This is a genomic window from Novosphingobium sp. GW835-FHT14H07 (genome assembly GCF_058793515.1).
Genome location: NZ_JBXAFX010000002.1, coordinates 209,605 through 233,342, shown reverse-complemented (window position 1 = coordinate 233,342; position 23,738 = coordinate 209,605). Strand labels below are relative to the sequence as shown.

The window sequence follows — 23,738 nt, the reverse complement described above, 5'->3', positions numbered from 1 at the left end:
TCTCAATCCCGAAAAGGGCTCTTGCCGGCCCGTTCGTTTGTGGGATCGAAGCTGCCATCATTGCACGCTGTCGGCAAGAGGGCTCTGACAACCTTTTTTGCGTCCCCCTCAGGCGAGGAATTCGGCCAGACGCTCCCCCATTTCCGGACGTGTCACGCAACTCATATGCGTGCCGGGGATGAACGTCAGCGTCGCATCGGGCAGGGCTTCGGCCAACCGTTCGGCCGATCCATTGTCATTGTCCTGATCGCCGCACAGCACCTGTGTCGGCATGGTAATCGCGGAAAGCTCTGCCGGATCGGTGTCCGCCATGGTGCCGAGCAGCATCCGCGCCGCCAGCCGGTCAACGCCCATGGTCTTTAGGAACTGCTGCGAGAAGTATGCCGGATCGTCGCGCTTGATGGTGCCGAACCGATTGATGACGTCGAGGAAGAAGTCCTGCCGCCGCGCCCAGCCGGCAAGCCCTTCGAGTCCCATGCCCGAAAGAACCAGCTTGCGCGGTCTCATGCCACCAATCACTGCGCGCGCTGCGGTTCGCGAGCCCAGCGAAAAACCGACAAGATCGAAGTCTGTCAGGCCAAGATGCGCCACCAAAGCCTCAAGATCGCGCACCAGCACGTCCTGGGGATAGGCGGCCGGGTCATGCGGTGCAGCGCTGTGCCCATGCACGCGCAGATCGGGCATCAGGCATTCGAAGCCCGCCTCGACCAGCTTCGCCGCCGTTCCGAACTTGATCCAGTTGACCTCGGCGGAGGAAAACAGGCCATGCAGAAGCACCACCGGTCTTCCCGCGCCTAAGCGATGCAGCGCCAATTGCGCTCCGCCAAAGCCTGGGAAGAACTCGGTGGTTGCTTCCGTCATGCGATGATCAGCCCTTCTTGAGGTGGCGACGGCCGAGCAGCTCGGCGATCTGCACCGCGTTCAGTGCCGCACCCTTGCGCAGGTTGTCCGAAACGCACCAGATGTTCAGGCCATTGTCGATGGTCGAATCCTCGCGCACGCGCGAAACGAAAGTGGCGAAATCGCCCACGCATTCGACCGGCGTCACGTATCCGCCGTTCTCGCGCTTGTCGATCAGCATCACGCCCGGCGCTTCGCGCAGGATGTTCTGCGCTTCCTCGGCCGAAATCTCGTTCTCGAACTCGATATTCAGCGATTCCGAGTGACCGATGAACACCGGCACGCGCACGCAGGTGGCCGTGACCTTGACCTTGGGATCGAGGATCTTCTTGGTTTCGGCGACCATCTTCCACTCTTCCTTGGTCGAACCATCGTCAAGGAAGACGTCGATGTGCGGGATCACGTTGAAGGCGATCTGCTTGGTGAACTTCCTGGGCTCGACCGGGTCGCCGACGAAGATCGCACGGCTCTGTTCGAACAGCTCGTCCATGCCTTCCTTGCCCGCGCCGGAAACCGACTGATAGGTCGAGACGACGACGCGCTTGATCTTCGCAGCATCGTGCAGCGGCTTCAATGCAACGACCATCTGCGCGGTCGAGCAGTTCGGATTGGCGATGATGTTCTTCGCGGTATAGCCGTCGATTGCATCCGGGTTAACCTCGGGCACGATCAGCGGCACGTCCGGGTCCATGCGGTAGAGCGACGAGTTGTCGATCACTACGCAGCCTGCGGCGGCAGCGCGGGGGGCATGAACCTGCGTCGGGCCCGAACCCGCTGCGAACAGGGCAATGTCCCAGCCGGTGAAATCGAAATTGTCGACGTTCTGGACTTTCAGCATCCTGCCCGTTTCGCCGAACTCGATCTCGGTGCCCTGCGAACGCGACGAAGCAACCGCCGCGATCTCGTCGCAGGGAAACTCGCGCTCGGCCAGAATGTTGAGCATCTCGCGGCCCACATTCCCCGTCGCACCGACCACTACAACCCGGTAACCCATTTCCATTCCCTTCCTGCGGCCCGCCCTTCAACAGCGGACGGGCCGTTCCCTAGCGGCTGGTTCCGACCAGCCAAGTGTTTTGGGCTTTAGGCCCATGAAGTGAGGCTACTTGCCACTCCCTGCGCCATTACGGTCAAGGAAGCGGAAAATCGTCTCGTACAAGTGCTGGCTCACCTTCGGCCCGCTGATGCGGTGCGTGTAGCCGGGATAGAGCATCATCTCGAACGGCACCGCCTCGGCCTGCATCTTGGCGATGATCGCCGACGCATTCTCGAACACCACGTTGTCGTCGGCCATGCCGTGGATGACGAGCAGCGGATCGCTTATCTTGCCGGTGTCGGCCAGCGCGTTCGACTTCTCGTAGACTTGCGGCAGCTTGTTCGGATCGCCCAGGTAACGCTCGGTATAGGTCGTGTCGTACATCTGCCACTTGGTCACCGGCGCCACGGCAATGCCCGCCGCATAGGCGCCTGGATTGGCCTCGAGCATCTTGATCGACATGTAGCCGCCATAAGACCAGCCGAAGGTGCTGATCTTGTCGGCATCGACGAAGTTCTGCTTCTTCAGCCAGTTGGCGCCTGCCAGCTGGTCCTCGACCTCGACCGTGCCCATCGCGTGGTGCAGCGCCGAGGCGAACTTCACGCCGCGGTTCTCCGACCCGCGATTGTCGATCGCGAAGTAGATGTAGCCCTTGTCGACAATCGCCTGTGCCAGCGCGCCCTGGAAGCCCTTGGCTACCACTTGCGCGGTCGGCCCGCCGTAGTGGTAGGTGAACACCGGGTACTTCTTGCCGGGTTCCAGCGGTGGCGTGATCATCATGTAGTGCAGCGGCGTGCCATCAGCCGCTGGGATGGTGCCGAATTGCGCGGGACGATGGCTGGCAAGGTAGGGCGCATAGGGGTGCGAGCCAGTGACCTTGTTCTCCTCGATCCACGCCAGGCGCTTGCCCGTGGTGTCCGCAATATAGGACTGCGCCGGCTGTGCGTCCGACGATCGCGTGATCATCAGCGTCTGGCCGCTCTTGTCCATGCCCGCGCTGTTGACCCAGCCGAGTTCGGTAAGACGGGTCAACTTGCCCGGCGCCCTGAGGTCCATCGCATAGACCTGTTGCGCCAGAACGTCGTCCTTGGTGCCCGTCAGGTAAAGCTTGCCGCCCTTCTCGTCGACGCCGACCAGGCCGGTGACGACCCACTCACCCTTGGTCAGCTGGCTCCACTTGCCCTTGTTCAAGCGGTACAGATGCCCGAAGCCATCGCGCTGCGACCACCAGACAAGGCTGCCGTCCGAAAGAAAGCGATAGCTGTCCGAAAGATCGATCCAGTGCCTGTCCGCCGCCTTCTCGCTGAACAGCACGCTCGACTTACCGGTCGCAGGATCGACCTTGAGCATGTCGAGCACGGTCTGCTCACGGTTCATGCGCTGGACGTAGAGCGTCTTGCCATCGGGCGCCCAGTCGACGCGGGCGAGGTAGATGTCCTTGTCCTTGCCCAGATCGACCTGCACGCGGTTCGAGCCATCCGGCCCCATCACGTAGAGCGAGACTTCGGCGTTGGGCGTGCCCGCAGCCGGATAGCGCTGATCGAAAGTCTTGGTGCCTTCCGCACCGATAGCGGCGCGCGTGACCACGCCGACCATGCTTTCGTCAAAGCGCTCTACCGCGATGCGGCTTTCATCGGGAGACCACCAGAAGCCGTTGAAGCGGTTCATTTCCTCCTGTGCGACAAACTCGGCCTCGCCCCAATGGACGTCGGCATTCGCCTCTTCCGGTGTGATCGCCTGCGCTGCCCCACCGGTCACCGGCCCTGCCCACAGACGGCGGTCGCGCACAAAGGCGATGTGCTCGCCCTTCGGCCCCAGCTTCGGCGTCAGCTCGCCCCCCTTGGTTCCTTCAACCTTGCGCACCGATCCGTCGAGCCCGGCCAGCAGCAGATCGCCGTCCACCGGCACCAGCACAGACTTGCCGTCCGCGCTCCACTCGTACGACACGATGCCCTTGAGATCGCCGATGCGCTGGCGTTCGCGCTGCATCTTCTCGGCCTCGGTCAACTGGCGGCCGGACGAGAGCTTGAGCGAATCCACCAGCATCTTCCACTCAGCCGTCTGGCGGTCGAAGCCCCACAGGTCATAGCGCTCGCGGTCGTCGGCGCGGTTGCGCAGCAGCGTCAGGTAGCGACCATCGGGCGATAGCTTCACCGCCCGCGGCGCCGGGCCATTGAGGCTCGGACTGGCGAACACGCGCTCGAACGTCAGGTCTTTCGCTTCGGCCGGGGCTGGAGCGGACGCGGCAGTGGTCATCGGGGTTCCCTGTTGGGCAAGCGCAGGCGCAGCGACGAAAGAGACAAGCGCGCAGGCGGCGAGCAGGCGGAAGTGACGCATGGGTTTTCGGTATCCTCTGGCCCGGCTCCACGTCCGGGGCGTGTTTGCGATGCGCCTAGGTGGCCCGAAATGGTTGCGTATGAAAGCAGAAAAGGCGCCCTGGCTCTGAGCCAGGACGCCTTTCTGAACACGTTATCCGCGTCGGGGCGTTGCTCAGGCCTTGGTGACCTTACGCTCAGCAATACGCGCCGATTTGCCGGTGCGGCCACGAAGATAGTAGAGCTTCGCACGACGCACGACACCACGACGCACCACGGTAATCGAATCGATGTTGGGCGAGTAGAGCGGGAACACGCGCTCCACGCCTTCGCCGAACGAAATCTTGCGAACGGTGAAGTTCGAGCCGAGGCCACGGTTCGAACGCGCGATGCACACGCCTTCGTAGGCCTGGACGCGGGTACGCTCGCCTTCGACGACGCGCACGCCAACGCGGACAGTATCGCCAGCGCGGAAGTCCGGAATTTCCTTCTTCGCCTTGAATTCGGCGATGGCTTCAGCTTCAAGCTGCTGGATCAGGTTCATTTTCAATCATCCTGCACTTCATGCTGCGCGCCAGAGGCAGACTGGACCCGAACGCCGATGTGGCGCTCCCAAAGGTCCGGCCTGCGTAACCGTGTATCGATCTCGGACTGTGACTTGCGCCAAGCCGCGATCTTCGCATGATCCCCCGATCGCAGCACTTCAGGGATCGTGCGCCCTTCCCATTCCTGGGGTCGGGTATAGTGCGGGTATTCGAGGAGGCCGTTCTCGAACGACTCCTCATGCCCGCTAGAAGCCGCGCCCATTACGCCGGGAAGCAGCCGAATGCAAGCGTCCAGCAGCATCAGCGCGGCACATTCGCCGCCGGACAAAACAATATCGCCGACCGAGACTTCCTCGACCTCGCGGCCTTCGAAAATGCGCTCGTCGAAGCCCTCGAACCGGCCACACAGGACGATCACGCCCGGCCCCTCGGCAAGCTCCCGCACCCGCTCCTGCGTCAGCGGCTTGCCGCGCGGCGTCATGGCGATCACCGGGCAGCCGGGATGCTCTTCCCGCGCATGGTCGATCGCCTTGGCGAGCACATCCACCCGCAACACCATCCCCGCCCCGCCGCCTGCCGGCGTGTCGTCAACGGTCTTGTGCCTGTCGATGGCAAAGTCCCGGATCTGCACCGCATCCATCGCCCACGTCCCCTCACGCAACGCGCGTCCGGCAAGGCTGACGCCGAGCGGACCGGGGAACATCTCGGGGTAGAGAGTCAGGACGGTGGCGGCGAAGGTCATTTGAATCTACTGAATTTGGAGGTCAGGAAGAATGCCCCGTAGATCGAGACTGGGCCCAACAAAAGCGCCAACAGCGGATAGACAATGACATCGGTAGATGCGCACTCTTCTACGCCGGGCACGATCATGGAGACTACGACAGCTAGCGCGATGGTCAATCCAATGGGAGTAAGACAGCCCAGCCCGAAGCCGGATAAGGACACCGGCTCAATCGGTGGACCGAGCCAAACGAGGGACGGCAAGACCTTCGCTCCCGCCCCTAAAACAGCGCCAATGAACGCCGTACATGCGGCAACGAGTAACTCGTCGGCTCCAGATACATCACAGAGGGAGCTGAGATCGAACATCAATCCGTCCAGTTCTCAACCACCAGCCCCGGCACATCCCGGAAGTCCGCCTCGTTGTCCGTCACCACGATCAACCCGTGTGACAGTGCATGCGCCGCGATCAGCCGGTCATAGCTCGCGCGCTTGAACGGGAGTGTGGCATAAGCCTGCGCCGCCTTGAAATCGAAGTCCAGTATGGGCACTTCCTCGACAAACGCGCGAAGCTGTTCAGTCGCAGGCGGCTTCTCGTTTGCAGAACCGTAGGCGACTTCGGCATAGCAAACGGCGGACGTCACCATCTCACCCGCCTCGCATTGCGATGCACGTGCATAGACGCCCGAATCCTGGTTCATGACCAGCGCGATGATGATGTTGCTGTCGAGCAGGTACTTCACTGCTCGTCCTTTGAAGAGTCACGACTGCGCAGCGGGCGGTCTTCGAAAATACGATCCTCGCGCCGGATCGGCTTTAGGCTCGTAGCCGACCCCGCCACCTTGTCGATATTGAACATCCGCTTGGGCTGCTCGACAGGCTCGTAGGACAGGAACTGCCCATCCTCGACCAAAAGGTCCATCTCCATTCCGGCGGAAAGCTTGGTGCCAGCCGGGATGCGGACGGCAAGAGAGTTACCCGACCTGAACACCTTGGTGCGGTGACGCTGCTTCTCGATGGCTTTCAGCCATGGGGCAGAACCGAACACCCGCATGTTGAATTTCTTGCGTTCTTCGCGGACCTTGTCGTCGTCTGCCATCACGGCCTCCGTATATACGCGACGTATATACTACTCGACCCAGCCCGCCTCAATCACAATCCGCTCGTCGGTCCATTCCGGAACCGCTTGCGGTTTCATCGGCACCATGAACTTCTTGCCATCGGCCTTGCGAATCTCGATCACGTCGCCCGCGCCGAAGTTCTCGACCGCGATGCATTCGCCAAGCGCCTCGCCATAGGTCGAGACTGCCGGCAGGCCGATCAGGTCGGCGTGATAGTACTCGCCCTCGGGCAGGGGCGGCATTTCCGAGCGGCGCACGGTCAGCGCCGTGCCGCGCAGCTTCTCCGCCGCTGTGCGATCGGGCACTTCGGCAAAGCGGGCGATCGCGCCGCCCTTGCCGTCGTCCTTCAGCTTTACGACGGTCAGCCCAGAACCATCGCCAGAATCGTTGAAGGCGCGGTAGCGCTTGAGCGCCGCCACGCCTTCACCGAACAACTTCAAGCGGACTTCGCCCGCCACTCCATGCGCGCCAGTGATGGCGGCGAGCGTGACGGCCTGGTCGCGCAAGATCAGGCTTCCGTCTGCTCTTCAGCAGCGGCTTCAGCAGCCGGAGCTTCTTCGGCCGGAGCAGCCGATGCGGCAGCAGCGGCTTCAGCAGCCTCGCGAGCCTTCTCAGCCTTTTCCTCGGCGCGCTCCTGCGCCTTCTTGCCGGGGACGCCAGCCTGCGGGTTCAGCGTAGCCTTGCGCTCCTTGATCCCGGCCTTGTCGAGCAGGCGGGCAACGCGGTCGGTTGGCTGAGCGCCGACGCCGAGCCAGTAGCGCACGCGGTCTTCAACCAGACGCACGCGGTTCTCGTCGTCCTTGGCGAGCAGCGGGTTGTAGGTGCCGACCTGCTCGAGGTACTTGCCGTCACGCGGGGCGCGGCTGTTGGAAACGACGATCTTGTAATACGGGCGCTTCTTCGAACCACCGCGCGAAAGACGCATAGAAACGGACATTTGAACTACCTTTCAATCAAACTGTGTGAACTGCGAAACTCGAAATCACTTCTTCTTGAGCAGGTCGCCGAGATTGCCCGGCAAGCCGCCCGAACCCAGACCGGGCAGGCCGCCCCCACCCAGACCGCCGAGACCGCCGCCCAAGCCCCCGGGCCCCATCTGCTGGTCCAGCCCCGGCATCGCGGCGCCAAGGCCACCCTTGCCGAAAAGCGCGCCCAGCCCCTTGAGGCCGCCCATCTTCTTGATCTGCTTCATGGCCTTGGCCATTTCCTGGTGCATCTTCAGAAGCTTGTTGACGTCCTGCACCTGCGTGCCGGAACCCTTGGCGACGCGGATCTTGCGCTTGGCGTTGAGCAGTTCGGGCTTCTCGCGTTCCTTGGGCGTCATCGAACCGATGATCGCGTCCATGCGCAGCAGCACCTTGTCGTCCATGCCGGACTGCGCCATCGCCGCCTTGGCCTTCTTCATGCCCGGCATCATGCCCGCCAGCACACCAAGACCGCCCATGTTCTGCATCTGGCGCAACTGGGTGCGCAGGTCGTTCATGTCGAACTGACCCTTGGCCATGCGCTGGGCGAGCTTCTCGGCGTCTTCCGCCTGGATCGTCGCCGCCGCCTTCTCGACGATGGACACGATGTCGCCCATGCCAAGGATACGGCCAGCCACGCGCTCCGGATGGAACGGCTCGATCGCGTCCAGCTTTTCGCCGGTTGCGGCAAACTTGATCGGCTTGCCGGTAACGGCCCGCATCGACAGCGCCGCACCGCCACGCGCATCACCGTCCATGCGGGTGAGGATCACGCCGGTAAGATCGACTTCGCCCGAGAACGACTGTGCAACGTTGACCGCATCCTGGCCCGTCAGCGAGTCGACGACGAGCAGCGTTTCCTTCGGGGCCGAGACAGCGGCAACCGCCTTCATCTCGTCCATCAGCGCCTGATCGACGTGGAGTCGGCCTGCGGTGTCGAGCAGAAGGACGTCGACCGCCTGCAGCTTGGCCGCGTTCACGGCGCGGGTGGCGATGTCGACCGGCTGCTGGCCGGTGATGATCGGCAGCGTGGCAACGCCCGCCTGTTCGCCCAGAACGCGAAGCTGTTCCTGCGCCGCCGGACGATTGACGTCCAGCGAGGCCATCAGGACCTTCTTGCCCTGCTTTTCCTTCAGCAACTTGCCGATCTTGGCCGTGCTGGTGGTCTTGCCCGACCCCTGCAGGCCGACCATCATGATCACAACGGGCGGCGCGGCGTTCAGGTCAAGCTCGGCCGTGCCGCCGCCAAGCATCTCGACCAGCGCATCGTTGACGATCTTGACGACTTGCTGGCCGGGCGTGACCGACTTCAGGACCGACTGGCCAACGGCTTGCTCCGAAACGGAGTCAATAAATCGGCGAACGACGGGAAGGGCAACGTCGGCCTCAAGCAGCGCGATACGCACTTCGCGCATCGCCGCAAGGACGTCTTCCTCACGCAGCGCGCCGCGGCCACGCAGGCGATCGAATACGCCTCCAAGCCGGTCTGAAAGACTGTCGAACACGCGCAATTCCCATCATCATGCCCTTGATCGGGAACCACTTTCGCGTAACGCGAAAAACGCCGGTGGGCGAAACCTCGCCGACCAGCGTGTGGCATCCTGAACAGGGGCCGTTGTCGAATCCGCAAGACGCAAGGACGCTCGCAGGCCTGCCCCTTAGCCTCGCTTTGCCCGCAAGGCAAGCAACTTGGGCCGATTGGCCACCCGGCCTGCTGTCCGCCCGCAACGTCTGCCCTGCGTCAGAAACAGTCCTTAACCAAAATTTCAGGACGTTCCCTTAGCCATGGCCCTGACGGAATCGAACCGCAGGGCATGCGGCAAAGGTGAAAGCGGGGGCATGGCGACAGCGCCGATAAAGTTCAACGAGCCGGATGCCACAAGCATCGCGCCCAAGGACCGGCGGGATCACGATATCGTGGGTCTCGGCGTCATCATTGCAGCCGTGCTGCTCTTCGTGGCGAACGGCTCATCCGTGCTGCGCGACTTCCTGCATTCACTCGCAACGGGCGCAAGGCCGCAGGAACCGATGCTCGGCACCGCGCTTGTGCTCAATATCGCCCTCCTCCTGTTCGGTTGGCGGCGCTATGTCGATCTCACCCGCGAAGTCGGCCAGCGCCGAGTTGCCGAGGAAGTGGCCCACAGACTGGCCCATACCGACCCCCTCACCGGCTGCCTCAACCGCCGGAGTATCGGCCCTGCCCTGCAGGACATGATCCACACCGCCCGGGCCACCGGTCATGAGGTGGTGGCGATGATGATGGATCTCGACAACTTCAAGAAGTCGAACGATGCGCACGGCCACCAGGCTGGCGATGCCGTGCTGCTGCAGACCGCCGAACGGATTCGCGCGCTGTTGCCCGAGAAATCGATCATGGCGCGCCTTGGCGGCGACGAATTCGCCTTTGCCACCATTTACGATCCGGATCATGTCGAAGCCATCGACCGCCTGATGATCCGCCTGAACGCTTCGATCGCGCGCCCGGTGGAAATCGACGGACTCGCACTTGAAGTGACAGCCTCCATTGGCCTTGCCAACACGGGACCGGCCGACCCGAACGACGCCGGCACCCTGGCGGAACTGCTGATCCACCGCGCCGACCTGGCCATGTACCAGGCAAAGAAGGGCGGACGGAACCGCTACTATTGGTTCGAACAGAACATGGAGAGCGAACTGCGCTTCCGCAGCGAACTCGAACGCGGCATCCGCGAAGGTATTCCTCGCGGCGAATTCGTGCCCTATTACGAAAAGCAGGTCGATCTCGACACCGGCGAGCTGACCGGCTTCGAAATGCTTGCCCGCTGGAAGAGCCCCAGGCATGGCCTGCTCTCGCCCGAACTTTTCATTCCGATCGCAGAAGAAATCGGCCTGATCTCGGAGCTGTCGGAAAGCCTGATCCGTCAGGCGCTGCGCGATGCGCGCGAATGGGATCCTCGCCTCACTCTCTCGGTCAACATCTCGCCGCTGCAGCTGCGCGATCCGTGGTTTGCCCAGAAGCTGCTCAAACTGCTGGTCGAAGCCAACTTCCCGCCGCACCGGCTCGACATCGAGATTACCGAGACATGCCTGCATGAAAACGTCGGCGTCGTGCGCACCCTGATCACCAGCCTGAAGAATCAAGGCATCCGCATCAGCCTCGACGATTTCGGCACCGGTTATTCGTCATTGGCGCAGCTGCGCACCCTGCCCTTCGACCGGATCAAGATCGACCGCTTCTTCGTCTCGACGCTCGGCAAGAGCAAGGACAGCGGTACCATCATCGAAGCGATCTCGTCGCTCGGGAAGGGCATGGACCTGCCGATCACTGCCGAAGGCATCGAAAGCCCGGAAGTGCTCGACGAACTGCGCAAATACGGCTCCTTCAAGGGCCAGGGCTATCTCTACGGTCAGCCTGAAGACGCAGACGCCGTACGGGCCCTGCTGGCCAGCCACAACCTGTTGCCCAGCGCCCCCGCGATCTCGGTCAACGAACTGCCCGAAATGCCGCGAGCGGCCACGGCCTGATTTTCGGCGAAATGATTGCCACGAGGCGCCGCAATCCCTAAGTCGCGCGCCATGCGCATTCCCTTCCGCAAGATGCATGGCCTCGGCAACGATTTCGTGGTGATCGACGCACGTAAGACGCCGGTGGCGATGACCACGCATCGCGCCGCCGCGCTGGCCGATCGCCGCACCGGCGTTGGCTGCGACCAGCTCATCGTGCTCGAACCATCGCAGATCGCCGACGTGCGCATGCGCATCTTCAACAACGACGGCGGCGAGGTCGAGGCTTGCGGCAATGCCAGCCGGGCTGTTGGACTTCTGCTCGGGGGAACGAACTCGATCGAGACCCTGGGTGGCCTGATCCGCTCCGAGGCGGGCGAGGATGGCGTGACCGTGGACATGGGCCTGCCCCGCTTTGGCTGGCAGGAGATACCCCTGAGTTATGCCATGGATACCCTGGAGTTGCCGCTTGGCTGGGAAGAGTTGGAAAATCCCGTCGGCGTCAATGTCGGCAACCCCCATGCGGTATTCTTCGTGCCCGATGCCGACGCGGTAGAGCTTGAAAGACTGGGCCCCATCATTGAAAAAGATGCGGTTTTTCCCGAGCGCGTAAACGTCAATGTTGCCAGCGTGGTCGGCCCCGATCACCTCAGGCTGCGCGTGTGGGAGCGCGGTGCAGGCCTGACCCGCGCCTGCGGCACCGGCGCCTGCGCGACCGCCGTGGCAGCCATGCGTCGCAAGCTGACCGGCCGCAAGGTCCGCGTCGACCTGCCCGGCGGCCCCCTCACCATCGCTTGGCCGGAAGGCGGCTCGATCGAAATGACCGGTCCTGCCGCGCTGAGCTTCGAAGGCTCCTTCGAGGACGCTGATTTCCCCGCATGAGCGGACAGGTCGTCTCTCTCGGCTGCCGCCTCAACATTGCCGAAAGCGAGGCGATCAGCGGGTTTCTCGCTGATGGACCGCCGACCGTGGTCGTCAACTCGTGCGCCGTGACTGCCGAAGCCGTGCGCCAGTCTCGCCGCGCAGTGCGCAGGCTGCGGCGAGAAAATCCCGATGCCCGGCTCGTGGTGACCGGCTGCGCCGCCACGATCGAGCAGGACGCCTTCGCCGGAATGGCCGAGGTCGATGCGGTGGTGCCGAATGCCGACAAGCTGAAGCCCGCCACATGGCGTCCCCGCGAAGGCGGGGACCTCGGTGTTGCGACGGAACCTTCCGTAAACCGGCTGCGGCCCCTGCCTTCGCGGGGAAGCGGCACGTCTCACACACGCGCCTTTGTGCCGGTGCAGAACGGATGCGATCACGCCTGCACCTTCTGCATCATCCCGCAAGGCCGGGGGACCAGCGTTTCGCTCGCGACAGCAGCAGTCATCGAAGCGATCGCGCGGCTCGAGGGCGTCAACGAGGTGGTTCTGACGGGTGTCGATGTCACTTCATGGGGCGCGGACCTGCCCGGTAGCCCGCGGCTTGGTGATCTTGTCGCGGCGATCCTGCACGCTTTTCCCGCCCTGCCCCGTTTGCGGCTGTCCTCTCTCGACGGCGTGGAGATCGATCCGCTATTGTTCGAACTGATCACGCAGGAGGCGCGCGTGATGCCGCACGTCCACCTGTCCTTGCAGTCCGGCAACGACATGGTGCTCAAGCGGATGAAGCGGCGGCACTCGCGCCATGACGCGATCGATCTGGTGCAGCGCTTGAAGGCGCGACGCCCAGGCATAGCAATCGGCGCCGACCTGATCGCAGGTTTTCCGACCGAGACGCCCGAAATGCACGCCGACAATGTCTCGATCGTGCGCGACTGCTCGGTCGTCCACGGCCACGTCTTCCCCTACTCCCCTCGTCCCGGCACGCCGGCAGCGCGCATGCCGCAAGTCGATCCCGTGCTCGTCAGGGAACGCGCGGCCGAAGTCCGGGCCGAAGTGGCCAGGCAACGCCGGGATTGGCTGCAGTCGCTCCTCGGCACGCCTGCGCAAGTCCTTGCCGAGCGCGACGGAACCGGCCATGCGGGACACTTTGCGACCTACCGCGTTCCGGAAGGCACTCCCGTCGGGAGCCTCGTCACGGTAACGCCGACCAGGATTTTTGAAGGAATACTCGAATGAGTGCCGAAACCGCCAGCCCCAGCTGGTCCGACCGCATCCTCGGCGGATTCCGCAAGACGTCCGAGCGGCTTGCCGAAAATCTCGGCGGGATCGTCGGCAGCAGCCGCCTGAGCGACGAGCAACTCGATGATATCGAGGACGCGCTGATCCTGTCCGACCTCGGCCCCCGTGCCGCCGCCCGCATCCGCGAACGCCTGAAAAGCGCCCGGTTCGAGAACGGCGTGGACGAACGGGGACTGAAGGAAGCAGTGGCCGAAGAGATCGCCGCGATCCTCCGCCCGGTTGCCAAGCCGCTGGAAATCGTGGCGTTTCCTCGTCCGCAGGTGATCCTGGTGATCGGCGTCAACGGATCGGGCAAGACAACCACCATCGCCAAGCTCGCCCACCTGTTCCAGGAGCAGGACTACGGCGTGATGCTGGCAGCGGGCGACACCTTCCGCGCGGCGGCGATAGGCCAGCTCAAGGTATGGGCCGATCGCCTCGGCGTGCCCATCGTCACCGGCCCCGAGGGCGGCGACCCGGCTGCCATCGTGTTCGATGCGGTAAAGACCGCCACCGACACCGGCATCGACACCCTGATCGTCGATACCGCCGGCCGCCTCCAGAACAAGCGCGAGCTGATGGACGAACTGGCAAAGGTGCGCCGCGTGCTCGGCCGCCTCAATCCGGAAGCCCCGCATGACGTGGTGCTGGTGCTGGATGCCACCAATGGACAGAATGCGCTGCAGCAGATCGAGATCTTCAAGGAAGTGGCAGGGGTGACCGGCCTGATCATGACCAAGCTTGACGGCACCGCGCGCGGCGGCGTGCTGGTGGCGGCGGCGGAGCAGTACGGCTTGCCGATCCACGCGATCGGCGTGGGCGAAAAGATCGACGATCTGCGCCCGTTCGATCCCGACCTTGTCGCCAAGGTCATCGCAGGAGTGTTCCGGTGAGCGAGGCCCGAAAGAAGCCCAAATCGTCCTGGCTGAACCTGCTGGTCGATTACGGTCCGCTGCTCGTGTTCTTCCTCGCCTATCGCTACTTCAAGCGCGACAGTGGTGATGCCGGGCTGGCCGAGGTGGTGGCCGTTACCAAAGGCACTGCAGCCTTCATGGCCGCAACCGTCGTGGCTTTGATCGTCTCGAAGCTGCGGCTCGGCAAGATTTCGCCGATGCTGTGGCTGTCGACCGTGCTGATCCTCGGGTTCGGGACGCTGACTGTCCTGCTGGGCGATCCCTTCTGGATCCAAGTCAAGCCAACGGCGATATATCTGCTCTTTGCTGGCGTGCTGTTCGCTGGCCTTGCCAAGGGCAAGGCCATGCTGCGCTACCTGCTCGAAGCCGCATTCGATGGTCTGAACGAGGAAGGCTGGCTGAAGCTGTCGCGGAACTGGGCGTTCTTTTTCCTGTTCCTGGCCGGGCTGAATGAAGTCCTGCGGTACTTCTTCAATACGGCGAACGGCAACTTCGAAATCTGGCTGCAGGCAAAGCTCTGGGGTGTGACCTCACTGTCGTTCCTGTTCACGTTCGCCCAGATACCCATGCTGATGAAGCACGGGTTGGCAATGGACGAACAGACCGAGGTGGAACAGAACCCTCCGCACGACTGAGGCGCGCCTAGCCTTCCCGAAGAGGCTGGCAGCCCAACCCTAATTTTGTGTGACATTTGCGGCACGCTGCCTAATATGCGCGGCAACCGTGGGGGCATGGTCGTGCTCCTGCCATATGACGGTTGCACATAGGGGGAAATCACATGGCCAAATTCTTTGGCAATCTTCATCTCGTACTCGTAGTCGGTCTCGTCGCTGCCATTGCGGTGATGGTGGGCTACGGCGCATCCGCTCCGGTCGACGCCAACTCGGTGTTCCGCTGGCTCCACGCCTTCTTCGGCATCCTGTGGATCGGCCTGCTCTACTACCTGAACTTCGTGCAGGTGCCGACCATGCCGAAGATCCCGGCCGAACAGAAGGGCGCGATCACGGGTCACATCGCACCCAAGGTGTTCTTCTTCTTCCGCTATGCCGCGCTGCTTACGGTCATCACCGGCCTCGTCATCGCGTTCGTGAACGGATACGGCCACCAGGCGATGACCTTCTCGGGCGAAGGCAACGTCAACATGATCGGCCTTGGCATGTGGCTGGCGCTGATCATGGCGTTCAACGTATGGTTCATCATCTGGCCCGCCCAGAAGAAGATCCTCGGCATCGTCGAGGCATCGGCTGAGGAAAAGGCTGCCGCCGCACCGCGCGCGCTGGCCGCAAGCCGCACCAATCTGCTGCTGTCGCTGCCGATGCTGTACTGCATGGTGAGCGCAAACCTCGGCTGACCATCTCAGCCTTGACGCACTCTGACGGGGGGCGCGGCATTCTCGGATGCCGCGCCCTTTTTCTGCGACGGGATACTAATGCGTGTTCATGCGTTGCCTCCTCAACCCGCGCTGCGGGTACGACACCAAGGGGAGTAATTCACCACATGCGCAAGTTCACGATCCTCGCTGCCGCCGCGGCGACCGCCCTGACGCTTTCCGCTTGCTCGGAAAAGACGCAGGAAGCTGCCGAGACGACGGCGGAATCGGCCGGTAATGACGTTGCCAACGCTGCCGACAACGCGGCGGCCGCTACTGACGAGCTGGGTGACAAGGCCGCTGCTGCCGTCGACAATGCGGCCGCAAAGACCGACGAAATGGCCGACAAGGCAGCTGCGGCTACCAAGCAGGAAGCCGCCGAAGCCGAAGCCAGCCTTCACAACGAATCCGTGGCGGAAGCCAAGAAGGACTGATCTGAATTCCCGGGGCGGCAATGCCGCTCCGGGGTTCAACGGTATTGCAAATCAGCCGGTGAAAAGACCGGAAAGCTTTTCAATGAGATGAGCCGACACGTACGGCTTGCTCAGAATTGGCCGATCGTTGAACGGCGCATCGACCGAACCATAACCCGTGGCGATGATGAACGGAACGTCTCGCGCAGCCAGCGCTTCTGCCAGTGACGAACCGGATTCCCCGGCAAGGTTCCAATCAAGTACCGCAGCGTCAATGCCGCCTGCGGCGATCACCTCCAGCCCCTCGCTCACCCTGCCGACCGGACCCACAGGCATGGCGCCGTGATCCTCCAGGGTATCGCAAAGCATTGCCGCGACAATGAACTCGTCTTCAACGACCAGTATGCGTTTCCCGTCAATCATCTTGCGTCCCAGGAAATGGCCGGAAATGCGGCACTGCGATACGGCATCGTAACCCGGCCCTGTCATAGTCCAGATCGACGCGACCACCAAGCTGGCGAGGTATCGCTTCGGCCAACAGGCGCGAGCCGAAACCCTTGCGTTCCGGCATATTCACCTCAGGGCCACCGCTTTCGACCCAATCTATTACAACCATTTCGGATTCATCGAGCGCCCAACGCACCGTCACTCGGCCGGTAAGGCCCGACAGCGCGCCGTATTTCATGGCGTTGGTCGCCAGTTCATGCAGGACCATGACCAGCGAAACAGTGGCATTCGCAGGCATGATCACTTCCGGCCCCGACACATCGAGCCGCATGTCATCGGCTCTACAAATCAACAGCCCATGGTTCACGATATCGGCCAGCCGCGCTCCGGCCCAGTTTGTCCGGCTCAGGGCGTCATGGGCACCGGATAGCGCGGCAAGCCTGTCACTGAATGTGCTGATGCGACCATCGGCTGCGCCTCCGCCACGAAACGTCTGATGAGCCATCGCCTGAACCACCATGAGCGTGTTTTTCACGCGATGATTCAGCTCGTCGACGAGCAGCTTGAGTTGCTCTTCCAGTTGCTTGCGCTCGGTAATGTCGATGCCGGTCGATTGGGCAACCGACCATGCGCCCGCATCATCGAATTCGAGGGCGTGATTGCGCCACAGCATCCACCGGGTCCCGCCCGCAGCTTCGAAACGGTTCTCTATGGTCAGTTCAGGCTGCGCAGGGGTCAGGTTGAGCAACATGGCGCGGACATGCGCCTGATCTTCACCCGTGACGAAATCCCACAGGTTCCGCCCCGTCAGTTCGTGCGGCTCGCGCCCCAAGGTTGCTGCGTAGGCGCGATTGACGAACAGGATCGTGCCGTCCGCCCGAAAACGGCAGACGGTTTCAAGCTGAGCATCGAGAATCTCGCGCAGAAGCGCGCTATCGGCCATGTGGGCGTCCCTGTTGCCACGTTGGGCAAGAAGTAACGGAATTCTCCCGAATTCCAATATCCGCTACTGAAAACCGGACGAACCGAAGCGGACCGTTCAAATTTTCAACTGACTGCCCAGTTCGACAACGCGGTTGGTGGGAAGCCGGAAGAACTCCATGGCGCTTGCCGCATTACGCAACATCCAGGCAAACAATTTCTCGCGCCACAAAGCCATGCCGGGCTTTTCCGAGGGGATGAGCGTCTGGCGCGAGAGGAAGAAGCTGGTCTTCATCATGTTGAACGGCTCGCCACACATGCTCACGCCCTTCAATGCGCCGGGCACGTCCGTCTCTTCGAGGAAGCCAAATCGAAGGTTCAGCCGGTAAAAGCCGTTGCCGAAGTCCTTGACCGAATAGCGATCGCCCTCGTCAACGTAGGGCACATCCTCGATCGATACCGTGAGGATCACGACGCGCTCGTGCAGGACCTTGTTGTGCTTGATGTTGTGCAGCAGGGCCGAAGGGACGCCAGCGGCAGTCGACGCCATGAAGATCGCCGTGCCGGACACGCGCGCCGCGCTCGAATGGGCAGACTTTGTGAACACCTCAAGCGGGATCGTGCCTTCGGCCATGTTCTCCCGCATCAGGGCACGGCCACGCGACCATGTCGTCAACAGGGTGAAGATGGCAATGCCCATCACCAGCGGAACCCAGCCACCGTCGGGGATCTTGGTCATGTTCGCGCCAAGGTATGCCCCGTCGATCGCGAAGAACAAGGCCAGCATGACGACGGCCGCAGGAGCCTTCCAATGCCACAGCTTGAACAGCACAACGGCAAGAAGGAAGTTGTCGATCAGCATCGCACCGGTGACCGCGATGCCATAGGCGGCCGTGAGGTTCGACGAGCGTTGGAACACCAGCACCAGCAGGATCACCGCAATCATCAGCGCCCAATTGATCACGGGGATGTAGATCTGGCCGGCCGCAGTGGAGGTGTGCTTGATCGTCATGCGCGGGATGAAACCAAGCTGGATCGCCTGCTGGGTCACCGAAAATGCGCCGGAGATCACTGCTTGCGAGGCGATCACGGCAGCGCAGGAGGCAATGAACAGCAGCGGCCACTGGAACCACTCTGGCGCAAGATAATAGAACGGGCTTTCGAGCGCCGCGGGATTGCGGATCAGCAGCGATGCCTGGCCGAGATAGTTGAGCACCAGCGCCGGAAGGACGAAGACCAGCCACGACATCCGGATCGGGCTGCGGCCAAAGTGGCCCATGTCTGCGTAAAGCGCCTCGGCACCGGTCACTGCAAGCACGGCGGCGCCCATGGCCAGGAAGCCTCGCCATGGGTCGGAGATGAACATGGTGACCGCGTGGTGGGGGCTGAGCGCGGTGATGACCTGAGGGTATTCAGCGATGCTGAAGCTCCCGAGCACCGCAATCGTGCCGAAATAGACCAGCATGATCGGCCCGAAGAACGCGGCAACCTTCTCGGTCCCGCGGCTCTGGATAAAGAACAGGCCAATCAGGATACCGACGACCAGCGGCACGATCAGCGGATGCATGTCAGGTCGGTAAACCGCGACGCCTTCGATCGCGCCCATTACCGAAACCGCCGGGGTGATCATGGAGTCACCATAGAACAGCGCGGTGGCGAACACCCCCAGAAGGATGATCCCCTTGCCCCAGCGCTTTCCATCCGTGTGCTGGTTGATCAGCGCAAGCAGTGCAAGGCTGCCGCCTTCGCCCTTGTTGTCGGCGCGCATGATGATCGAGACGTACTTGAACGTCACGATGATCATCATCGACCAGAACATCAGGCTGATGATGCCGTAGATGTGCAGCAGGTCGAGCGGGAGCTTGTGATGGCCGGCAAACGTATCGCGCAGCGCGTAAAGCGGGCTGGTACCGATATCGCCGAACACGACCCCGATGGCGCCGACAGCAAGTTTGAGCAGGGGGCCGTGCGAATGGCCGGGATGACCGTGCCCTGCGGAATGCGCAGGTGCGCTTCCACTGGCTGGTTCGGCATTGCTGACAGCATTACTCATGGCAACAGTGCCCCCGGCCTCATAGCCTTGATCGCGACCGCCGAAAGGGCGGCGCGGCGCGGCGCTTTAGCACTGCCCCAATGCCCCCGCAATGGGCTGGAACACGGGCGCGCGGGAGCCTAACGAACGGCATACGGGGCCGTTCCTCATCAGAAAATTCTGATTTTTATTCAGCAGCTTGACCAGATCCGCCAGCCTCTGCCGAGGGCACCGCAACCGGCGCTCCGGCAGTCGACGCGCCCGAGGTTGCGCCAAGCATCGAGTCGATGCGCTGGATTCGCTCCGAGAGATCGGCGCGATAGGGCGCGTCTGCAGGAGAACGCCGGAGCAGTTCGGCCCACATCGCGCGAGCATCGGCAAGCCTACCGGACTGGGCAAGTGCCAGCCCCATGAAGAACGGTGGGCCGGGATGATCCGGCGCAATCGCCGCGGCCTTCTGGAACGCGAACTGCGCTGCGGGAGTGATTATGCCATCGCTGTGACCGACCAGCGCATTGCCGAGCGATACCCACAAGTCTGCGTCCTGGGGGAACTGTTGCGTCCCCTTGCGCAAAACCTCCGCGGCCGCGCCGTATTGCCCCTGCCGGGCAAGTCCGTCTGCCAGGATCATCCAGCTCTGCCCCTGGGCAAACTGGTCACCCATCTGCTGGCGCTGCTTGACCAGAGCCTCGTCCGCGGCGCGCTTGTTCTCGATCGGCGCCTTGGGCGCGCCGGGCGCGCCCGGGTGGCCTTGCAGCGCATAGCCTGCGATCCCCACGAGCAACGCCGCGCCTGACAGTTCCCAGCCGGCACGCGGCATCTTCAACACGAAAGCCAACAGCACGAAGACGATCGCGGCAATCAGCAGGATCAGGACCCAGGTCATTGGCCGTTCTCCGGCTTGATGCTCCTGCGGAAGCGCCCCCGCAGCAGAACGGCAGCGAGGAGCAGAATGACGAGCGGTGCCGCAAACAGCGGCCACATGATCGGTTTGTTCTGCGGCGCGTAGCTGACGTAATCGCCATAGCGTTCAACCAGCCAGGCGCGAATGGCCTCGGGATCCTCGCCCGCCTTGATGCGGGTGCGGACCTGATGCCGCATGTCACCGGCCATCGGCGCATCGGAATCCGAAATGGCCTGGCTCTGGCACTTGAGGCAGCGCAGCGTTTCCATCAGCCGTTGTGCTTTGGCCTCCAGCGTCGGGTCTTCAAGCTGCTTGTAGGCATAAGGCGCAGGTGGCAGCTGATCCTGAGCGAACAGGGGCTGAGCCGCCAGCAACGCCACTATCATGAAGAACAGGCGCTTCACGATTGCGCCTCCTTCAGCTTTTCAAGGATCAGCGGCACATCCTCGGGGCGAATCTCGCCAATGTGCTGGTACCGGATCACCCCTTTGGCATCGATGACGAACGTCTCCGGCACGCCGGATGAGCCAATGGCGAGCTGCACTTCGGAGAGGTCGTCCTTGCCGATGCGGGCAAAGGGATTGCCGTTTCTGGCAAGAAAATCCTCAAGGTCCTGCTTGCGATCACGCAAGGCAACACCGTCAATTTCGATGCCCTGCTGGCGCAGCGCTTCCAACTGTGGGGCTTCCACGGCGCACGGAATGCACCAGCTCGCAAAGACGTTGAGAAGCCTTGGCTTGCCCTTCATCTCTGCAGTGTTCAGCCCAGGCCTGTCATCGGTTGCTGCCGGGAGATCGAAACTCGGCAGAGGCTTGCCGATGAAGGTGCTTGCGACTTCACGGTCAGCCGGGCGAACAAGGCCCCAGATCACGAGGGCGAAGAACGCGCCGAACAGGATCAGTGGCAGCCAGATGGCGAGTCTGGAGCGCTTTGGCGCGGGCTCGGTCACTTGAGCTGCTCCTGCTGCGACTTGCGCCAGGCAATCTTCCCTTCAGCGCGCAGGCGACGGACGTCGTGCGCCGCGCGACCAATCAAGGCGAGCAGGCCACCAAAGGCCACGAGCAGGCCACCCAGCCATAGCAGTGGCACGAAGGGCTTCCACCAGAAGCGCATCTGCCAGCGGCCGTCCTCACCCTCGTTGCCCAAGACTGCGTAGAGCTGGCCGTTCCACCGCGTGTGCAGCGCGGATTCTGTGCGCTCGCCCGGCGGCGAGGTGAAAGTGCGCGCCTGCGGGTGAAGCGTTACCGGCGTACCGCCCTTGTACGATGCGCTGACGGTGGCCTCCAGCGCGGTCCAGTTCGGCCCCGCCACCGGCTCGACGCTTTGCAGCTTGAGCGAGATCGGCCCCACGGTCTGCGTATCGCCAACGTTCATGGCGGCGAGGCGCTCGGTCGAGAATGCACTTTCTGCCGCCGCGCCAAGCAGCGCCACGGCAATGCCGAAGTGCCCGAAGACCATGCCATAGACCGCCAGCGGCGTGCGGCGCAGATTGCGGCCACGCAGCGGGAACCAGCTCGCCACTGCGAGCCCTGCGCCCACGGCGATGCCCAGCATCGGCAGCACACGAATGCCCGGCGCCATGACCGCAACGGCCAGCAGCACCAATGCCGCCAGCAATGCGGGCACCGCGACGTTGGCGGTTATCCGCCCCGGCTTGTCCTTGCGCCAGCGCAGCAATGGTCCGACCGCCATGACCATCATCATCGGGATCGCGAAAATGGCCGAGACCGGATTGAAATACGGCGGACCGACCGAGACCTTGGCTCCGAACGCCTCGGTCAGCAGGGGGTAAAGCGTGCCCAGAAGCACGATGCCGAGAATGCCGCACAGCATCACGTTGTTGAACACCAGGCTGGATTCGCGGCTGAACACGCTGAACCGCTCACCTTCGGTGACGGTCGAGGCGCGAACGCCGAACAGAGCCAATGCACCGCCGATGTAAATCGCCAGCAGCGCAAGGATGAACGAGCCGCGCTCAGGATCGACTGCGAAGGCGTGAACCGAGGTCAGAATGCCAGAGCGGACAAGGAACGTGCCCACCATCGACATCGAGAAAGCAATCACGCCGAGCATCACGGTCCAGGCCCGCAAGGCATTGCGGCTCGCCAGCACCGAAGCCGAATGCAGCAGCGCCGTCGCCGCCAACCAGGGCATCAGCGAAGCGTTCTCGACCGGGTCCCAGAACCACCAGCCGCCCCAGCCGAGCGTGTAGTATGCCCAGTAGGAACCGGCAGTGATGCCGATGGTAAGGAAAATCCATGCACCAAGTACCCAGGGACGCATCGCCCGGGCAAACGCGGGACCAACATCGCGCGTGATCAGCGCGCCAATGGCGAAGCTGAAGGCGACCGAAAGACCGACATAGCCGACGTACAGCGTCGGCGGGTGGAACGCGAGGCCGATATCCTGGAGAAGCGGGTTCAGCCCTGCTCCTTCCGGTGCCGGTTCCGGCAGTCGTTCGAACGGGTTCGACGACAGGAGCAGGAAGGCATAGAAGCCAAGGCTGACGAAGGCTTGCCCAGCAAGCGTGGCCAGCAGCGTTTCCTCGCGCAGGCGCTTCTCGACCAGGGCAACGATGCCGCCCGAAACCGCCATGATCGTCACCCACAGCAGCATCGAGCCTTCGTGGTTGCCCCAGGTTCCAGCCAGCTTGAAGATGAATGGCTTCATCGAATGGCTATTCTCGGCGACGAGCTTCACCGAAAGATCGGTCTCGAGAAAAAGGTCGATCAGGCAGAGGAAGGACACCGCAACCAGTGCCCCCTGCATCACCGCGAGCGGCCGAACCACGCCGGCCAGCACCTTCCCGCCCGGCCGAAGCGCCGAGAAACCGGCGAACAGCTGCAACACGGCAAGCGCTGCCGCCATCCACAATACGGCAAGACCGAGTTCTGCGATCATTTGGTTTCGGCCACCACTTGCTTGGCCTGTGCGGCGGTCATGTCGCCCATCTGGCGGGGAACGTACTTCTCGTCATGCTTGGCAAGAAGATTGTCGGCGACGAAAGTGTCGCCCTCCATCCGGCCCTCGGCGACGACGCCCGATCCCTCGACGAAGAGATCCGGGGTAATGCCGGTATAGCGGACCGGCACGCGGGCCTTGCCGTCGCCGACGATGAAATCGATCGTCACGCCATCAGCCTGCGTCTTGAGCGAGCCCTGCTCGACCATGCCGCCGAGGCGGATGGCGCGGCCCTGCTCCGGCTTGTCTCTCACCAGGTCGCTCGGCACGTAGAAGTAGCTGGCTTGGTTTGACAAGGCATAGGCCGCAAGCAGCCCTGCCCCGATCAGCGCAACAAGTGCGATCACCAGCAGGACGAGCCGCTGATGCTTCGGCTTGATGCCGCCGGTTGGCCCGCCGCTGGAAATGCTGCTCACTTGCCTCTCACCTTGTCACGACGGCGTTCCGCCCGGATCATCGCCACCAGCGTCCAGCCTACCAGCACCAGCGTGCCGATCACGCCGATTGCCAGGGCTGCTGCCACGTAATCCCACTGCTGAAGACCTTCGCGCATC

Annotated in this window: 27 protein-coding genes; 7 read left to right on the top strand and 20 right to left on the bottom strand. The window is 62.9% G+C overall.

Annotated elements, in window-relative coordinates; translation table 11 throughout:
* Positions 1-108: 108 nt before the first annotated feature.
* The 11 genes from AC1Q5P_RS03175 to ffh all read right to left on the bottom strand — a co-directional run bounded on the left by AC1Q5P_RS03175 (position 109) and on the right by ffh (position 9,104).
* Complete coding sequence (locus tag AC1Q5P_RS03175) at positions 109-861, bottom strand: alpha/beta fold hydrolase (RefSeq protein WP_039334756.1); 753 nt, start codon at positions 859-861, stop codon at positions 109-111.
* Between the two features lie 7 nt (positions 862-868).
* Positions 869-1,894, bottom strand: a complete 1,026-nt coding sequence (locus AC1Q5P_RS03170; RefSeq protein WP_039334753.1) for an aspartate-semialdehyde dehydrogenase — start codon at positions 1,892-1,894, stop codon at positions 869-871.
* A 105-nt stretch (positions 1,895-1,999) separates the two neighbouring features.
* A complete protein-coding gene (locus tag AC1Q5P_RS03165) occupies positions 2,000-4,270 on the bottom strand; it encodes a S9 family peptidase (protein WP_492518114.1) in 2,271 nt (756 codons plus the stop codon).
* A gap of 153 nt (positions 4,271-4,423) precedes the next feature.
* Complete coding sequence (rplS, locus tag AC1Q5P_RS03160; RefSeq protein ID WP_011445066.1) at positions 4,424-4,792, bottom strand: 50S ribosomal protein L19; 369 nt, start codon at positions 4,790-4,792, stop codon at positions 4,424-4,426.
* A 2-nt stretch (positions 4,793-4,794) separates the two neighbouring features.
* Positions 4,795-5,535 (bottom strand): tRNA (guanosine(37)-N1)-methyltransferase TrmD, encoded by a 741-nt coding sequence (gene trmD / locus AC1Q5P_RS03155; RefSeq protein WP_492518113.1) that lies wholly within the window; start codon positions 5,533-5,535, stop codon positions 4,795-4,797.
* A complete protein-coding gene (locus tag AC1Q5P_RS03150) occupies positions 5,532-5,882 on the bottom strand; it encodes a hypothetical protein (RefSeq protein WP_492518112.1) in 351 nt (116 codons plus the stop codon). Before AC1Q5P_RS03150 ends, trmD begins: the two co-directional genes overlap by 4 nt.
* Entirely contained in the window at positions 5,882-6,256 is a 375-nt protein-coding gene (locus AC1Q5P_RS03145; protein WP_492518111.1) for a type II toxin-antitoxin system VapC family toxin, read from the bottom strand. The genes AC1Q5P_RS03150 and AC1Q5P_RS03145 overlap by 1 nt, the downstream gene beginning before the upstream one ends.
* A complete protein-coding gene (locus AC1Q5P_RS03140) occupies positions 6,253-6,612 on the bottom strand; it encodes an AbrB/MazE/SpoVT family DNA-binding domain-containing protein (protein WP_492518110.1) in 360 nt (119 codons plus the stop codon). Before AC1Q5P_RS03140 ends, AC1Q5P_RS03145 begins: the two co-directional genes overlap by 4 nt.
* Before the next feature lie 30 nt (positions 6,613-6,642).
* A complete protein-coding gene (rimM, locus tag AC1Q5P_RS03135; RefSeq protein WP_492518109.1) occupies positions 6,643-7,140 on the bottom strand; it encodes a ribosome maturation factor RimM in 498 nt (165 codons plus the stop codon).
* A 2-nt stretch (positions 7,141-7,142) separates the two neighbouring features.
* A complete protein-coding gene (rpsP, locus tag AC1Q5P_RS03130; protein ID WP_492518108.1) occupies positions 7,143-7,571 on the bottom strand; it encodes a 30S ribosomal protein S16 in 429 nt (142 codons plus the stop codon).
* A 45-nt stretch (positions 7,572-7,616) separates the two neighbouring features.
* Complete coding sequence (gene ffh / locus AC1Q5P_RS03125) at positions 7,617-9,104, bottom strand: signal recognition particle protein (protein ID WP_062780479.1); 1,488 nt, start codon at positions 9,102-9,104, stop codon at positions 7,617-7,619.
* 334 nt (positions 9,105-9,438) lie between these two features.
* Between ffh and AC1Q5P_RS03120 the strand changes: the two genes are divergently transcribed.
* The 7 genes from AC1Q5P_RS03120 to AC1Q5P_RS03090 all read left to right on the top strand — a co-directional run bounded on the left by AC1Q5P_RS03120 (position 9,439) and on the right by AC1Q5P_RS03090 (position 15,940).
* Complete coding sequence (locus AC1Q5P_RS03120; protein ID WP_492518107.1) at positions 9,439-11,103, top strand: putative bifunctional diguanylate cyclase/phosphodiesterase; 1,665 nt, start codon at positions 9,439-9,441, stop codon at positions 11,101-11,103.
* A 51-nt stretch (positions 11,104-11,154) separates the two neighbouring features.
* A complete protein-coding gene (gene dapF, locus AC1Q5P_RS03115; protein ID WP_492518106.1) occupies positions 11,155-11,964 on the top strand; it encodes a diaminopimelate epimerase in 810 nt (269 codons plus the stop codon).
* On the top strand, positions 11,961-13,181 hold the full coding sequence (locus tag AC1Q5P_RS03110) for a MiaB/RimO family radical SAM methylthiotransferase (protein ID WP_062343425.1): 1,221 nt from the start codon (positions 11,961-11,963) through the stop codon (positions 13,179-13,181). Before dapF ends, AC1Q5P_RS03110 begins: the two co-directional genes overlap by 4 nt.
* A complete protein-coding gene (gene ftsY, locus AC1Q5P_RS03105; RefSeq protein ID WP_039337482.1) occupies positions 13,178-14,116 on the top strand; it encodes a signal recognition particle-docking protein FtsY in 939 nt (312 codons plus the stop codon). Before AC1Q5P_RS03110 ends, ftsY begins: the two co-directional genes overlap by 4 nt.
* The gene (locus AC1Q5P_RS03100; protein WP_492518105.1) at positions 14,113-14,772 is read left to right on the top strand and encodes an inner membrane-spanning protein YciB; all 660 of its coding nucleotides are present in this window, start codon (positions 14,113-14,115) and stop codon (positions 14,770-14,772) included. Before ftsY ends, AC1Q5P_RS03100 begins: the two co-directional genes overlap by 4 nt.
* Before the next feature lie 143 nt (positions 14,773-14,915).
* On the top strand, positions 14,916-15,488 hold the full coding sequence (locus AC1Q5P_RS03095; RefSeq protein ID WP_039337478.1) for a urate hydroxylase PuuD: 573 nt from the start codon (positions 14,916-14,918) through the stop codon (positions 15,486-15,488).
* 146 nt (positions 15,489-15,634) lie between these two features.
* Positions 15,635-15,940, top strand: a complete 306-nt coding sequence (locus AC1Q5P_RS03090) for a hypothetical protein (protein WP_062343423.1) — start codon at positions 15,635-15,637, stop codon at positions 15,938-15,940.
* A 51-nt stretch (positions 15,941-15,991) separates the two neighbouring features.
* Here AC1Q5P_RS03090 and AC1Q5P_RS03085 read toward each other — a convergent pair whose 3' ends face one another.
* The 9 genes from AC1Q5P_RS03085 to AC1Q5P_RS03045 all read right to left on the bottom strand — a co-directional run bounded on the left by AC1Q5P_RS03085 (position 15,992) and on the right by AC1Q5P_RS03045 (position 23,737).
* On the bottom strand, positions 15,992-16,342 hold the full coding sequence (locus AC1Q5P_RS03085) for a response regulator (protein WP_427466531.1): 351 nt from the start codon (positions 16,340-16,342) through the stop codon (positions 15,992-15,994).
* Positions 16,335-17,309, bottom strand: a complete 975-nt coding sequence (locus tag AC1Q5P_RS03080; RefSeq protein WP_492518104.1) for a sensor histidine kinase — start codon at positions 17,307-17,309, stop codon at positions 16,335-16,337. Before AC1Q5P_RS03080 ends, AC1Q5P_RS03085 begins: the two co-directional genes overlap by 8 nt.
* 96 nt (positions 17,310-17,405) lie before the next feature.
* The gene (locus AC1Q5P_RS03075) at positions 17,406-19,340 is read right to left on the bottom strand and encodes a potassium transporter Kup (RefSeq protein WP_039337473.1); all 1,935 of its coding nucleotides are present in this window, start codon (positions 19,338-19,340) and stop codon (positions 17,406-17,408) included.
* A 166-nt stretch (positions 19,341-19,506) separates the two neighbouring features.
* Positions 19,507-20,205, bottom strand: coding sequence for a tetratricopeptide repeat protein (locus tag AC1Q5P_RS03070; RefSeq protein WP_039337471.1), 699 nt, complete (start codon positions 20,203-20,205; stop codon positions 19,507-19,509).
* Positions 20,202-20,609: a cytochrome c-type biogenesis protein gene (locus AC1Q5P_RS03065; RefSeq protein ID WP_052242663.1), complete on the bottom strand. Its 408-nt coding sequence runs from the start codon at positions 20,607-20,609 to the stop codon at positions 20,202-20,204. Before AC1Q5P_RS03065 ends, AC1Q5P_RS03070 begins: the two co-directional genes overlap by 4 nt.
* Before the next feature lie 14 nt (positions 20,610-20,623).
* Positions 20,624-21,172 carry a DsbE family thiol:disulfide interchange protein gene (locus AC1Q5P_RS03060; RefSeq protein WP_039337470.1) on the bottom strand — a complete coding sequence of 183 codons (549 nt, stop codon included), beginning with the start codon at positions 21,170-21,172 and terminating at the stop codon, positions 20,624-20,626.
* Positions 21,169-23,124 (bottom strand): heme lyase CcmF/NrfE family subunit, encoded by a 1,956-nt coding sequence (locus tag AC1Q5P_RS03055; RefSeq protein WP_492518103.1) that lies wholly within the window; start codon positions 23,122-23,124, stop codon positions 21,169-21,171. Before AC1Q5P_RS03055 ends, AC1Q5P_RS03060 begins: the two co-directional genes overlap by 4 nt.
* Positions 23,121-23,600, bottom strand: a complete 480-nt coding sequence (ccmE, locus tag AC1Q5P_RS03050; protein WP_231735420.1) for a cytochrome c maturation protein CcmE — start codon at positions 23,598-23,600, stop codon at positions 23,121-23,123. The genes AC1Q5P_RS03055 and ccmE overlap by 4 nt, the downstream gene beginning before the upstream one ends.
* Positions 23,597-23,737 (bottom strand): hypothetical protein, encoded by a 141-nt coding sequence (locus tag AC1Q5P_RS03045; protein ID WP_169745750.1) that lies wholly within the window; start codon positions 23,735-23,737, stop codon positions 23,597-23,599. Before AC1Q5P_RS03045 ends, ccmE begins: the two co-directional genes overlap by 4 nt.
* Position 23,738: the final 1 nt, after the last annotated feature.